Below are 12,526 nucleotides of genomic sequence, written 5' to 3'. Positions count from 1 at the left end.
GCCGGGAAGGCGAACGCGTCCGTTTCCCGATCGAAGTCGTTCCGTCTCGCAGCCACACTCAGGCGACGGTGAGAGAGCCGCCGTCGTTCATCGCCTCGAGAATGCGGTCGACGTAGGTACAGGCCGGGTTCCCGTGGCGCTCCTCGTCGTGGAAGTCGGTCAGGCCGATCTCCCAGACGGTCGTTTCACCGGGCTTGGGAAGGGGACCTCTCACGGTCGCACCGCCCAGGTACGTTCCCTCTCGGTCGACGAACGCGAGTTCGAGTTCGGTCTCCGGTCGGCGGGTGTAGTCTGTGTCGCCGACGGTGGTGACGGTTATCGCCCACGTGAATTCACTGACATAATTGTAACTATCGTTACAGTCGTATCGAACGGGATCGCGCGAGGTGGTGACACGGACGACGTCTGCCGGCTCGGAGAGCGTGATGCGCTCTTCGGCTCTTCGGTCGTCCGTGACGTCGATCGAACCATCCCCGTCGGCGGCATCGAGGATGCGATCGACGTGAGTGCAGGCGACGTTGCCGTGACGTTCTTCGTTGTGAAAGTCGGTCTCGCTGATTTCCCAAATCGTCGTCTCGCCAGCCCTCGGGAGCGGACCGTTAACGATTGCCCCACCGAGATATCGGCCCCGCCCGTCGAAGAATTCGACTTCCGCTTCGGTGGCCGGCCGATCGGTGTGGCTCGTCTCGTCGGTCCCCGTCACCTCGAGTTCCCAGGTGAATTCACCGACGTAATTGTAACTGTCATTACAGTCGTGTCGAACCGGATCGAATGAATCAGTGACACGGATCGCGTCGGTCGGAGTCGACAGTTCGACGGTTTCCGTCGTTCCGGGTTCGTCAGTGACGACGATCGATCCGTTACCGTCGACGGCGTCGAGGATGCGATCGACGTAGGTACAGGCGGGGTATCCGTGGCGCTCTTTATCGACGAAATCGGTTGCACCGAGTTCCCAGATCGCCGTGCTATCGCTTCGCGGAGCGGGGCCACTGACGGTCGCACCGCCCAGATATCGGCCCCGCCCGTCGAAGAAAGCGAGTCCGACTTCGAGTTCCTCCCGGTCGGTGAAATCGACATCGTCGACGGTCGTGACCTCGAGTTCCCAGGTGAATTCGCTCGCGTAATTATAGCTGGAGTTACAATCGTATCGGATCGGCTCGCCGCGAGTACTGACTCGAAGCATATCGGAGAAGCCGATCAGTTCGATGTCCGCTGTCCGAACCGTTCCGTCGATCGATCCGGTTATCTCGGCGGTCGTGGTGCCGCGGCCGTCGGGAACCGTATACGAGAACTCGACCGTTTCCTGCCCGTTAGCATCGAGACCGACCGACTCGGTTCGTGATATTGCACCCAACTCGAACGAGATATCCGTCTCGATATCGACCGCTGTCTGGTTTTCGACGGTGATCGAAACCCGTTCGTCCTCGCCGACGACCTGCGTCGACTCCAGATCGTATCGAATCGATAGCTCTGGCTCGACGATCTCGAGGTCAGCCGTTCGAGGGTCGGTGCCGTCGCTGCCAGTCGCTTCGACCGTTACTGTTCGCGCAGCAGCGAACGCATCGAACTCCATCTCGACCGTCGTGGTCTCGCCCGAGTCGGCGGCGACCGATTCCGACCGCTGTCGATCACCGGCGGTCACGTCGAGTTCCGTTTCGCCGGCGCGGTCACCAGTATTTCTGACGACGACTCGAACGGGAACGGGCGTGTCTATCGCCAATCGCTCCGGGGCCTCGAGGTCGACGACCTCCAACCGTGGTGTACCGGACCCATCGTCTGTTCCGTCCGCACTGCCGGTCTGATCGCTCTCGGTTTCAGGATCACCGCCCCCCTCACCCGTGTCGTCACTGCATCCTGCGAGCGCTGCTGCCCCGACAGCAGCGAGATATCGCCGCCGATTCATACGGTCAAATTCCCCTCTCCTTACTAAAAAGTATGTAATTCTTGAGGGGTTTCCGCGAGCGGACTCGCTTTCGCAGACGCTAGTGGGAATTCGGTCGCGATCGGGCGCCATGTGACGGTTTGGTGCGGGCGAGAAAGAAGGAACCGAAACCACCCGACAGATGAGGTCCGCTCAGTCTTCCGTCTCGGTCGGCAGCTTGTTCGTCGGTTCGTGGGAGACGTTCTCCGAGACTTTGCGGCGGTTCTGCTCGCCGATCCGGTCGGCGATCTCGCCGACGACGTCCTCGAGGGAGTCCTGGACCTCGCTGTCGTCGTCCTTGACGAGGGCCCCTTCGCTGCCGTCGGCCCCGAAGTCGGGGTGGATCGGGATCCGACCCAGCAACGGCACGTCGTACTTGTCGACGATGGTGTCGGCCCCGCCGGTCCCGAACAGCCCGTGCTGGTCGCCACAGGACGGACAGACGAACGAACTCATGTTCTCGACGACGCCCAGTACCGGCGTGTCGTGTTTGTTGAACATCTGGATCCCCTTGCGGGTGTCGTCCAGGGCCATCTCCTGGGGCGTCGTGACGACGACCGACCCGGTCACTGGCATCGACTGCAGCAGGTTCAGCGTCGCGTCGCCGGTCCCCGGTGGCAGGTCGACGATGAGGTAGTCGAGTCGGCCCCACTCGACGCCCTCGAGGAACTTCATCATGAACTTGTTGACCATCGGGCCGCGCAAGATTGCGGGGTCGTCCTCGTCTTCCATCATCATCCCCATGCTGATGACGCGGACGCCGTCGGACCGCGGCGGCACGATCTCCTCGTTGGGCGTGACGCCGGGGTCGCTCTCGACCGGCAGGATCTGGGGGACGTTCGGGCCGTGGATGTCGGCGTCGAGTAGCCCGACCATCGCGCCGCGTTTCTGGAGGCCGGCCGCGAGGTTGGCCGCGACCGTCGTCTTGCCGACGCCGCCTTTCCCCGAGGAGACGGCGATGACGTTGCGAACCCGCGGGAGGACCTCCTGATCGAAGCCGTGTTCCTCGTCGACGTGTGCCCGCAGGTCGGGCTCGAGGCCGGCGTCTTCGATGACGGCACGGACTCGGTTGCCAAGTTCCAGTTCCGAGGGCGCATACGGCGCGTTGAGGGCCAGCGAGATCCGGGCGGTCTCGTCGTCGATCCGGACGTCGTTGACCAGCCCCAGCGAGACGATGTCCTCGCCGATGTCGGGGTCCTCGACCCCCTCGAGTTTGATTTCGAGTTCGTGTTCGGTGATGCTCATAGTGGCTGTGTGATACGAATGAAGGGGATCGAACGGGATACGTGTGATGGTTCGGCCATCGAAGCCGTTGCTATCGGGATGCGGACACGAGAAAAATGTGAAAAGCGGAACGGACGTTCGAACGCGATACGACTCGGTTACGGCGGGCCGACGCTGCTGATCGGCTCCGGCGGGCCACCGTAGAACACGACGCCGATCAGCACGGTCAGGATGAACATCCCGACCCACATCGACGTCGTCAGACCGACGAGATAGCCAACGCCCATCAGCCCGGACTTCGTGTCGCGGGGTTCACCGAGGAACCACGCTGCGAGCATGATGTAGACCGGAACCAGGATGATCGCGAAGATCACCCACGTCCCTTCGTTGGCGAAGCCGGTGAAGCCGCTGGTCCCGTCGTAGCCGTGGTACAGCAGCGTCGACGAGAGTGCCAGTGCTGAACTCATGCTTCCACCTCCGGTTCGGTCGCGTCGTCACTGTGTTCGTGGTCGCCGCGCATGTGTTCGACCGCGTGGAGTTCGACCACGGGAACGAGCTTCGAGAGGTTGAGGAATAAAAGTGCAACCAATCCGGCCGTTCCGACGAGCGAGAGCCATTCGATCGCGCTCGGGAAGTAGGTCCCGGGCGTGTTGGCGTAGATGTCGAACGTGGGGTGCAGGAACCCCTCGACGACGAACAGGATCTTTTCGGTCAGCGTCGCAGTGAGGATCGCACAGCTGGCGACCAGCGCCCGTTTCTTACTGAACAGCGACGGGCGAATCGCCTGCAGGAAGATATAGACCAGCGTGAGGAAGGCCATCGCCATCGCCATCTGATACAGCGGGTGGGCCATCTTCGCTTCGGCCGCGACCGCGCTGTTGGTCGGCCCGAGGAAGACGCCGTTGATGTTGGCCTGCAGCTGGAACCAGAGGAACAGCAGGGTGAAGAAGCCGAGCCACAGGAGCAGCCCGCGGAAGATGTCGTCGGTGATGATGTGGTCCCAGTCGTAGGCACGACGGAACGCATAGGAGATGATCATCACGCCGCTGATCGCCGACATCAGTGCGATGGCGAGGAACATCGGCCCCTGAATCCCACCGCTCCAGGCGGGCATCGCCGGGAGCAGTGCGAACAGCCACGGGATGACGCCGCCGTGGAGCAGGAGCGGGGCCATGATGATGACCGCCGCCGCGAGCCACCAGACCATCCGGTCGATGACTTCGTCTTCCTTCTCGGAGTAGCCGATCGTCATGATCTTGTAGACCGGCTCGAACATGTCCGGCAGATCATCGCGCAGTCGGCTGATGTCGTAGCGAAGCGTCAGTCCGAGGTAGGTCGCCGACAGCACGAAGTAGGCCGTAATGACCGTCACGTCCCACACTAGCGGCGAGTTGTTGACCGTGATGTGGTAGTGACCGATGACGCTCGTGACCATCCGGTCCGGACGACCCATGTGGACCAGAATGTAGAAGCCGGCGGCCGAGAGGCCCCCGATCGTCGTCATCTCCGCGAGTCGGGCGATCGGCATATAGCGGTCCATGCCGAGCAGTCGGACGGCAGCTGAGAGGATAATGCCGCCGTGTGCGACACCGACCCACCAGATGAACGCGCCGATGTACAGGCCCCACGTCGAGCCACCGCCGCTCCCCCAGTCGCCGAGGCCGGTAACGATCAGCCCCTTCTGGAGCTGGTAGGCCCACGCGATCAGGAAGGCGACGAGGCCCAGTGCAGCGGCCCCGTACAGGATGATGTACTTCTTCGTGAACGTGTTGATCGGGCGGAGAATGTCCGCTTCGGTCGGCTCCTTCGTACTCATAGGGACACCCCGTCGACGTGTCCGACCGTCTCCTTGTCAAGGTACTCCTGGCGCTTGTCGAGCAGGTCGACGTCCTCGTACTTGGTCGGCCCCTCGACCTGGTGGGCCTCCGGTCCGGGCTGGGTCCCGAGGTAGGTGACGTTCGGGTTCGTCCCGACGTCCTCGAGCAGCTGGAACGAACTCGGGTCGCCGGCGTACTGCTCGAGCCGGATCTGAGCGGAGTCTTCGAGGGAGTCGGTCATGTCCAGATCCAGCGTCGCGAGGCTCTCCTCGCTCTCGAGGTCGACGTACTCCTCGAGCGCGGTGACGAACTCGAGGACCGTCTGTTGCTTCTCGAGGATGCTGTTGTTCTCCCCGTCACCGGGCTCGGTCTCGCTCTCCCGGCTGCGGATTTCGATCGCCTTCGCGATCGCGACCATGTCCGCGTCGAGGTCCGCGTCTTCGGTGCTGTCGATCGCCTCGATGGCGGCCTCGAGGCTGTCGCCGTCGCTGACGTTGCTGTCGACCACGTCGGCCGACGGGATGTCGGTGTTGAGGTTGATCACCGCGCGGCTCTTGGTCGGGTACTCGCGGTGCTGGGAGGGATCGCTGGCCTCGTCCTTGACGTTCCCGAACTGGATCGCGTTCGGCGGACAGGCCGTTTCGCAGGCGGTCGTTCCGACCTTCTCCTCTCCCTGTTTGCCGTCCTGCATGGACGGACACATCGTACACTTGCTCATCACACCACGGGGCGCTCGGCTGTCGACCCAGCGCTCGCCGTGTTCGTACTTGGCGTGGGTGATCTCGTCGGGATCCTCGGGGTCCTCGAACCCGTCAATGTCCTCGTAGGCGACGTCGGGGTCGTCCCACTGGAAGTAGTTGACGCCGTAGGGACAGGCGACCTGACAGTACCGACAGCCGATACAGACGTCGTAGTCGGTCAGGACGAGGCCGTCCTTGTCGCGGGTGTGACGGGCCGTGGTCGGACAGACCTTTTCACAGGGAGCGTCCGTACAGTGCTGGCACGGCCGCACGAGCATGTTGAAGTCGCTGAGTCGGTTGAAGTCGCTATTGACGTCGGTATTGCCGCTCTCGCTGGCACCGTGATGGTTCTCGTCCTCCCAGGCCATCACGTACATCCAGTTGACCCCCTGGTCGAGGTCGTTCTCCTGGGAACAGGCGGTCATACAGGAGAGACAGCCGTCACAGCGCTCGAGGTCGATCGTCATCCCCCACTGGGTGTCGCTCTCCTCGGTGGTCTCCTGTCGGGGCCCCTTCTCCGCCGCGAGGCTCTGTTCGGGGCCGTCCGCGACGGTACCGAACGCGCCCATCCCGACGGCCGCAGCACCGACCCCCATCTTCTTCATGGTTTCACGACGGGTCTCGTCGCCGTCGCCGTCGAACTTGTCGAGCATTCTGGAGGCGGTTCCTTTCGCCTCCTCCTGGGCCGCCTCGTAGGCTTCCTTGGTCGGGCGCTCGTCCTCGCCGAACTCCTCCATGACCTCCTCGTGGTAGCGGTCGTGGAATTCGGCCTCGGAGAGTTCGCCCTCGGTGACCCGCATCGCGTCCTGGGCCATCTTCATACCGAGTTCGCTGTCGTACTCGGTATCGTCGAGCATCGACTCGAGTTCGTCTTCCCACTCCTCACCGAGTGGGTGGAATGATTCGTCGTCCGTACTCATTAGATCAGAACACCTCTGTATATGACACTGGTGTCATGCCGGGGCTACTCGACGGCATGCACTTCAAATCGTTCATTTGTGGATCCTCACTCCGGGACTCACAACCCTACTCGGATGAAGCATCGAGCCGATTTCCAACGGCTGAGAATCAATGCGACTATGTTCGTGATTATAAGTGAGGGGTGCTATACTGACGGCTGGCCCGAGCATCGGAGACTCGGATCGCGCGCACAGACATATAACGAATAGACGATCCGACTTAGCTGGTCGCGAGTTGCTCTTCGAGTTCCTCCTCGTCGTCGAGTCCCGGGAGGTCCTCGACGAACCGCTTGACGATCGCCTCCTCGGCCCGATGGAGCGTCTCGCTGCAGGTCGACTTGGCGATGTCCAAGTGATCCGCCAGATCGGTCAGCGAGCAGCGCCGCGGGGTGTCGTAGTAACCCTCGTCGACCGCGGCGACGACGACCTCGAGTTGGCGCTCGGAGAGCAGTTGGCTCTCGTGGAGTCGTTCGCGGACGTGTTCGATCCGGTACTGGAGCCCGAAGTGTTCGAGCTGTTCGGCGAGTTCGGCGAGGCGTTCGCGGGAACCGGTCACTTCGATTTTCGCCTCGCCGTCCTGGATCTCGACCGGTAGCTCGATGGGCATCCCCGACTCTCGAGAGGAAAACAGCAGCAACGGGGCCGTCGTCTCGAAGTGGACCGTCGCCTCGTTGTCGCTCCACTGGGCCAGCGTGAGTTCGGTGAGCTGGGGGTGATCGTTCATGTCCTCGATCACCTCCGGCACCGACGAGCCGGCGATCCGGACGAGAGCGAACCCGGACTCGGAGCCGGGGACGGCGGCCAGCACCCGGAAGGTCGATTCGGGGTAATCCGTCGATATCTGTTGGATCCAGACCTCCTCGGGCATCGTGAGACTGAGTGTTGCTTGGGCCATACGAACGTGTTCCGTTCGAATCTATATCCCGGTAGTTACGAATATGTTCGCCCATTTCCTACCGACTGGGAAGTTCGTCCTGCTCGAACACGTTCGGACGAACGACCATCGGTCCGCGGCCGGAACGTGTAACCGATGGCGACCGAATCCACCGAACGAACGCTCGACGTCCGCGAGATCGATGGACCGCCGTTCGACGACATCATGGCCGCCCTCGAGGAACTGGAGACCGACCAACGGCTCCGGCTGATCGCCCCGTTCGAGCCGAAGCCGCTCTACGAGGTCCTCGACGATCGCGGGTTCACCCACGAGAGTCGGGAACGGGAGGGCGGTGTCTGGCACGTCCTCATCGAGCATGCGTAGGCCCCGCGGGTCCGCCTCCGAACCGGTACCGAACATATTCGTGCAAATGCCGATGCGGGACTCGATCCGAGTACGGATTGCATGACGCGACTCGACGTCAGGGACATCCCGCCGGTGAACCGCCATCCGACCATCCACGACGAGTTCGAGGCCCTCGAGCCGGGCGAGGCGCTGACGATCGTCAACGATCACGAGCCCAAGCCGTTGTTCTACGAGTTCGAGGCCGAGGTCGAGAGCTTCGACGCCGACGGCTACGAGGTCGAACAGGTCGCACCCGACGAGTTCGTCGCGACGTTCCCGAAAGTAGAGGCCTGATCGAGCCGGCCGGTGACCGAACACGTACGGGAGCAGAGATAGCCGATACCGGCTCGAACCGACACCTATGCAATCGCCAGCCTCGATCGTCGACCGAACCGACGCACCGGACGACCGACAAACGGAGACGATCGATGTCCGATCGGCCGGGCCGCCGGAGCCGCTCCAGCGGACGCTCGAGACGCTCGTCGAACTGCCCGACGAGACGGTTCTCGTCCAGCGAAACGATCGCGTTCCCCAGTTCCTCTTCCCGAAACTGGACGACCGCGGCTACAGCTACGAGACGGTCGAACGCGACGACGACGTCGTGACGGTCATCTGGCGTGTCTAAGGCCGCCGGGCGACCGACGGATCGGGCGACTGACCGGTCGCGGGATCGCGGAAACGGGGACGATAACGGCTGGGAGTGTACCCACGGATGACAACGGAACACAGTCAACGACGGTTCGCGGACCTACTGACAGCGACGGTGATCGCGGCGTACGTCCTCGTGGCGCTCGGGACCGCCGTCTCGACGACCGATAGTGCGGCCGCCTGCAGCGCGTGGCCGACCTGTTCGACCGATCCGATCATCGGCTCGGCCACCGGCGACACTCTCCTCTACTGGGGCCATCGCGTGGCGGCGCTCGTGGCCGGCTGCCTCGTCCTCGCGTCCGGGCTCGCCGCCCGCCGGGTCGAGGTCAACCGCCGTGTGGCCGCCCTCATCGGTTGTGCGCTCGTACTCTTTCCCGTTCAGGTCCTCCTCGGTGCGACCATCGCCGTCGGTGGGCCGTCGGTTGCCGGCCCCGTCCACCTCGCGCTCGCGATGGCCATCTTCGCCTGTCTCCTCGTCGCGCTCGTGTTCACCCTCGATGACGGCACGCTCGAGGAGGAGACGGACCGGTTGACGCCGACGCCCGAGTCGCCGACCAGCGGCGATGACGCGGGCGGAGACCCGGCGACGGCCCCGCAGCCGACCGGCCGGAGCGCCCGGCTCAAACGGACGATCGGCGCGTATCTGACCCTGACCAAACCGCGACTGATGTGGCTGCTCTGTCTGGTCGCGCTGGCGGGGATGGGACTGGCGACGCTTTCCGGCGCGGCGCTCGAGCCGTCGACGGCGCTTGCGACGCTTGCCGGCGGCGTCCTCGCGATCGGAGCGAGCGGAACCTTCAATCACGTCTACGAGCGCGACCGGGATCGGCGGATGAATCGAACGTCGGATCGGCCGCTCGTCCACGACCTCGTGCCGGCGCGCAACGCCGTGGCGTTCGGGGTCGGGCTCACGGCCGTGTCGATGGCCGTTCTCCTGACGTGGGTCAACGCGCTCGCAGCGGTGTTTACCCTCGCTGCGATCGGGTACTACGCCGTCCTCTATACCGTCGTGCTGAAGCCGAACACGGCCTGGAACACGGTGTTGGGCGGCGGTGCAGGGGCGTTGCCCGCAGTCATCGGCTGGGTCGCCGTCACCGGGCGCGTCGGGCTCCCCGCCGTCGCCCTCGCGGCGGTGATCTTCCTGTGGACGCCCGCCCACTTCTACAGTCTCGCCATCGCGTACCGCGACGACTACGCGCGTGGGGGCTTTCCCATGTACCCGGTCGCGGAAGGCGTCGCGGCGGCGCGTCGCCACATCGCGTTCTACCTCGGCGCAACGTTGCTGGCCGCCAGCGGCCTGGGCTGGGTGGCTGGCTTAGGCTGGGTCTACGGCATCACATCAGTCGCCCTCGGCGCCGTCTTCCTGCGGTCGGTGGTCCGCCAGTTCCGGCAGCCGACCGACGAGGTCGCGTTGCGGTCGTTTTACGTCTCGAACTACTACCTCGGGGCGATCCTGCTGGCGATCGTCCTCGAGACGCTCGTCGTCGCGGGCTGACCGGCGTCGCCCTCGACGGGGCGTCGCCGACGGTCGAACGAACGCCCGATGCCGAGTCCCGCCGCGACGAACGGCCTCTTTTTATTGACCGTCTGAACATGTACGCCCCTCCTCTTACCGCCCGAGAACTGTCGTACCGGTTGAACCGGCTAGCCCAGCTAGACGAGCGTGAGGGCAACGACTCGAGACCAGTTCGATCGATCGCCACACCGCATCATAGACCCATGACACACCTCTCACGCCGTACCGTCCTTCGATCGACCGCCTGTACAGTCGGCCTCGTGTTGGCGGGCTGTCTCGCCGAAGGCGACGAGCAGTCTGATGACGAGCAGCCGCCCGAAAACGCCGGGGAACTCGGCACCCCTGCCGAGGCAGTCACGATCACGGCGAACTCCCGGCCGTATCCCGAGTTCGACCCGCAGATCATCCACGTCGTTCCCGGCGGGACCGTCGAGTGGCTCGTCGAGACCGGTCGCCACGACGTCACCGGCTACCACGAGGATAGCCATGGGCCTCACCGAACTCCCGGCAGCGTCGAACCGTGGGGGAGCGACCGACTGACCGGGGTCGGCTCCGAGTACGAACACACCTTCGATACCGAGGGCGTCTACGATTACGTCGACACGCAGCAGGTCTGTACCTCACACGAAGTCGCCGGGAACGTGGGCCGCATCGTCGTCGGCTGGCCCGACCCCGCCGACGAGCCTGCGATGGCCGACCCCCAGCCGGAACTCCCGTTACAGGTCGTCAACGCGATCGAACTGTTCAACGAGAAAACCCGTCCCGTACTCGAGGAGGCATGAACGACGGTGTCTCGGGTCGGCCGGCACGCCTCGAGCCGTCCGTCGGACGCGCCGCTCGGTGGGCCCCTGGCGAACATGTTCGCGCATTTCTATCGGGTCGGGAATCCGAACAGCGCTTTACCACCGATAGCCGCAAGGAGCAACTATCATGAACCGCCCAGATCCGACTCTCGATCGACGAACGGTACTGCAGACAGTGGGCGCGACGGCCCTCGGCGCGTCCGTCGCGGGGTGTTTGTCCCGGAACGGCGCCGACAGCGACGGCGACAGGCCCGTCCTGTCAGCGCCCGAAAACCACGAGCGGATCAAGGAAGCGGGGCTTCCGCACCCGATTTACGGGGAGGAAATTCCCGAAGCCACGGTCCCGGCACCGCTCCACGAGCGCTCGATCACGACCACGGCGTTCACCGGCGACCGTCACCTGATGCTGACGTTCATATACACCAGCTGTACGACTGTCTGTACGGGACTGACCGCCGCCCTGCGGCGAGTGCAGGCCGATGCGACCGATCGCGACTACGCGGACGAGATCGCGTTCCTCCCGACGACGTTCGATCCGGAATACGACACGGCGGACGTCCTCGAGGCCTACGGCAAGGACTACGGCGTCGACTTCGACGCTGGGAACTGGTATTTCCTCCGGCCGGACACGCCCGACGACGCGAAGGCCGTCGTTCAGGACACGTTCGGCGTCGCGTTCGAGCAGGGCGACGAGTCGTCCGACGGCGGGGACGACGAGACGGATCACGATGACATGAATCACGACCGACAGTTCGTCCACACGTCCCTGATCCTGCTCGTGAACAAGGACGGCGTCGTCGAGCGGGCCTACACGGGCGGCTCGCCCGACGGCAACGATATCGTCGAGGACGCACGGACCGTCGTGGAGGGGTGGTGACCGATGCGCCGTCGCGAGGTCCTCGTGGGAGTCACCGGACTCGCCGCCCTCGGCGGCGGCGCGCTCGCGGTCGGCGGATGGAACCCCCTCGAGAGCGGCGACGCCGTCGAGCCGATCGAACTCGAGACGATCGACGCGCCCGGAAGTACCGCGGGCACCGCCAGCGTTCCCGAACGCGGCCGCGTGACGTTCGTCGAACTGTTCGCCACCTGGTGTGGCGTCTGTGAGAGCCAGATGGAGCCGCTCGCGGCGGTCCACGGGACGGTCGACGACGAGGTCCAGTTCGTCTCCGCGACGAGCGAACCCGTCGGGAACACCGTCACTCGAGACGACATCGCGACCTGGTGGCGCGATCACGACGGCGATTGGCCCGTCGCACTCGATACCGATCTCGAACTGACGGAGGCCCTCGACGCCTCGGGCGTTCCGTACGCGTTCGTGCTGGACGAATCGAACACGGTCACGTGGTCCGGTCGTGGGCGCAAATCGGCCGACGAGATCCGATCGGCGATCGACGCTGCCGGAGGTGGGTGACATGGCGAGTGGCGAACTCCTCGGCACCGTGGTGTTCGCCCTCGGTGCCGGCATGGCCACGTTCTTTTCACCGTGTGCGTACGCGCTCTTGCCCGGGTACGTCGGCTACTACGTCGCCGCGACCGGTGACGAGACCGCGCCGCCGCTGTCGGGGACGCTCGCCCGCGGGCTCGCTGCCGCCGCCGGCGCGGTGGGGGTCCTCGGTGCG

At 64.4% G+C, this 12,526-nt stretch carries 13 protein-coding genes and 1 pseudogene; 8 read left to right on the top strand and 6 right to left on the bottom strand.

Annotation, left to right across the window (positions count from 1 at the left end; all coding sequences use genetic code 11):
• Window positions 1-58: 58 nt before the first annotated feature.
• The 6 genes from ACSBP4_RS15300 to ACSBP4_RS15275 form a co-directional block, all read right to left on the bottom strand.
• A complete protein-coding gene (locus ACSBP4_RS15300) occupies window positions 59-1,903 on the bottom strand; it encodes a hypothetical protein (protein WP_144240362.1) in 1,845 nt (614 codons plus the stop codon).
• A gap of 171 nt (window positions 1,904-2,074) precedes the next feature.
• Entirely contained in the window at window positions 2,075-3,166 is a 1,092-nt protein-coding gene (locus tag ACSBP4_RS15295; RefSeq protein WP_435552713.1) for a P-loop NTPase, read from the bottom strand.
• A gap of 137 nt (window positions 3,167-3,303) precedes the next feature.
• Window positions 3,304-3,612, bottom strand: coding sequence for a hypothetical protein (locus ACSBP4_RS15290; protein ID WP_006648767.1), 309 nt, complete (start codon window positions 3,610-3,612; stop codon window positions 3,304-3,306).
• Window positions 3,609-4,961, bottom strand: coding sequence for an NrfD/PsrC family molybdoenzyme membrane anchor subunit (gene nrfD / locus ACSBP4_RS15285; RefSeq protein ID WP_006648766.1), 1,353 nt, complete (start codon window positions 4,959-4,961; stop codon window positions 3,609-3,611). Before nrfD ends, ACSBP4_RS15290 begins: the two co-directional genes overlap by 4 nt.
• On the bottom strand, window positions 4,958-6,622 hold the full coding sequence (locus ACSBP4_RS15280; RefSeq protein ID WP_373633655.1) for a 4Fe-4S ferredoxin N-terminal domain-containing protein: 1,665 nt from the start codon (window positions 6,620-6,622) through the stop codon (window positions 4,958-4,960). Before ACSBP4_RS15280 ends, nrfD begins: the two co-directional genes overlap by 4 nt.
• A 259-nt stretch (window positions 6,623-6,881) precedes the next feature.
• Window positions 6,882-7,556, bottom strand: a complete 675-nt coding sequence (locus ACSBP4_RS15275; RefSeq protein WP_006181575.1) for a helix-turn-helix domain-containing protein — start codon at window positions 7,554-7,556, stop codon at window positions 6,882-6,884.
• A gap of 135 nt (window positions 7,557-7,691) precedes the next feature.
• Between ACSBP4_RS15275 and ACSBP4_RS15270 the strand changes: the two genes are divergently transcribed.
• From ACSBP4_RS15270 to ACSBP4_RS15235, 8 genes and pseudogenes are all read left to right on the top strand, one after another.
• A complete protein-coding gene (locus ACSBP4_RS15270; protein WP_006648764.1) occupies window positions 7,692-7,919 on the top strand; it encodes a DUF2249 domain-containing protein in 228 nt (75 codons plus the stop codon).
• A gap of 81 nt (window positions 7,920-8,000) precedes the next feature.
• The gene (locus tag ACSBP4_RS15265; RefSeq protein WP_006181573.1) at window positions 8,001-8,234 is read left to right on the top strand and encodes a DUF2249 domain-containing protein; all 234 of its coding nucleotides are present in this window, start codon (window positions 8,001-8,003) and stop codon (window positions 8,232-8,234) included.
• A 67-nt stretch (window positions 8,235-8,301) separates the two neighbouring features.
• The gene (locus tag ACSBP4_RS15260) at window positions 8,302-8,565 is read left to right on the top strand and encodes a DUF2249 domain-containing protein (RefSeq protein ID WP_006648763.1); all 264 of its coding nucleotides are present in this window, start codon (window positions 8,302-8,304) and stop codon (window positions 8,563-8,565) included.
• Window positions 8,566-8,652: 87 nt separating this feature from the next.
• Entirely contained in the window at window positions 8,653-10,083 is a 1,431-nt protein-coding gene (cyoE, locus tag ACSBP4_RS15255; RefSeq protein WP_435552712.1) for a heme o synthase, read from the top strand.
• A gap of 224 nt (window positions 10,084-10,307) precedes the next feature.
• Window positions 10,308-10,886, top strand: a complete 579-nt coding sequence (locus ACSBP4_RS15250; RefSeq protein ID WP_435552711.1) for a plastocyanin/azurin family copper-binding protein — start codon at window positions 10,308-10,310, stop codon at window positions 10,884-10,886.
• A gap of 148 nt (window positions 10,887-11,034) precedes the next feature.
• Window positions 11,035-11,784, top strand: a complete 750-nt coding sequence (locus ACSBP4_RS15245) for an SCO family protein (RefSeq protein WP_435552710.1) — start codon at window positions 11,035-11,037, stop codon at window positions 11,782-11,784.
• 3 nt (window positions 11,785-11,787) lie between these two features.
• Window positions 11,788-12,318, top strand: coding sequence for a TlpA family protein disulfide reductase (locus tag ACSBP4_RS15240; RefSeq protein ID WP_006648759.1), 531 nt, complete (start codon window positions 11,788-11,790; stop codon window positions 12,316-12,318).
• A 1-nt stretch (window position 12,319) separates the two neighbouring features.
• Window positions 12,320-12,526: pseudogene (locus tag ACSBP4_RS15235) on the top strand (cytochrome C biogenesis protein); the annotation flags it as partial.

This window comes from Natrinema sp. CGMCC1.2065 (assembly GCF_051225675.1).
Lineage (GTDB): Archaea > Halobacteriota > Halobacteria > Halobacteriales > Natrialbaceae > Natrinema > Natrinema thermotolerans.
This window is presented reverse-complemented; position numbering and strand designations above follow the sequence as displayed.

What these genes read in the sequence shown, in the direction of transcription:
- ACSBP4_RS15275 (WP_006181575.1), bottom strand. Translation starts at nt 7,556, where the DNA reads ATGGCCCAAGCAACACTCAGTCTCACGATGCCCGAGGAGGTCTGGATC.
- ACSBP4_RS15270 (WP_006648764.1), top strand. Translation starts at nt 7,692, where the DNA reads ATGGCGACCGAATCCACCGAACGAACGCTCGACGTCCGCGAGATCGAT.
- ACSBP4_RS15295 (WP_435552713.1), bottom strand. Translation starts at nt 3,166, where the DNA reads ATGAGCATCACCGAACACGAACTCGAAATCAAACTCGAGGGGGTCGAG.
- ACSBP4_RS15240 (WP_006648759.1), top strand. Translation starts at nt 11,788, where the DNA reads ATGCGCCGTCGCGAGGTCCTCGTGGGAGTCACCGGACTCGCCGCCCTC.
- cyoE (WP_435552712.1), top strand. Translation starts at nt 8,653, where the DNA reads ATGACAACGGAACACAGTCAACGACGGTTCGCGGACCTACTGACAGCG.
- ACSBP4_RS15290 (WP_006648767.1), bottom strand. Translation starts at nt 3,612, where the DNA reads ATGAGTTCAGCACTGGCACTCTCGTCGACGCTGCTGTACCACGGCTAC.
- ACSBP4_RS15250 (WP_435552711.1), top strand. Translation starts at nt 10,308, where the DNA reads ATGACACACCTCTCACGCCGTACCGTCCTTCGATCGACCGCCTGTACA.
- ACSBP4_RS15265 (WP_006181573.1), top strand. Translation starts at nt 8,001, where the DNA reads ATGACGCGACTCGACGTCAGGGACATCCCGCCGGTGAACCGCCATCCG.
- ACSBP4_RS15260 (WP_006648763.1), top strand. Translation starts at nt 8,302, where the DNA reads ATGCAATCGCCAGCCTCGATCGTCGACCGAACCGACGCACCGGACGAC.
- ACSBP4_RS15300 (WP_144240362.1), bottom strand. Translation starts at nt 1,903, where the DNA reads ATGAATCGGCGGCGATATCTCGCTGCTGTCGGGGCAGCAGCGCTCGCA.
- ACSBP4_RS15280 (WP_373633655.1), bottom strand. Translation starts at nt 6,622, where the DNA reads ATGAGTACGGACGACGAATCATTCCACCCACTCGGTGAGGAGTGGGAA.
- nrfD (WP_006648766.1), bottom strand. Translation starts at nt 4,961, where the DNA reads ATGAGTACGAAGGAGCCGACCGAAGCGGACATTCTCCGCCCGATCAAC.
- ACSBP4_RS15245 (WP_435552710.1), top strand. Translation starts at nt 11,035, where the DNA reads ATGAACCGCCCAGATCCGACTCTCGATCGACGAACGGTACTGCAGACA.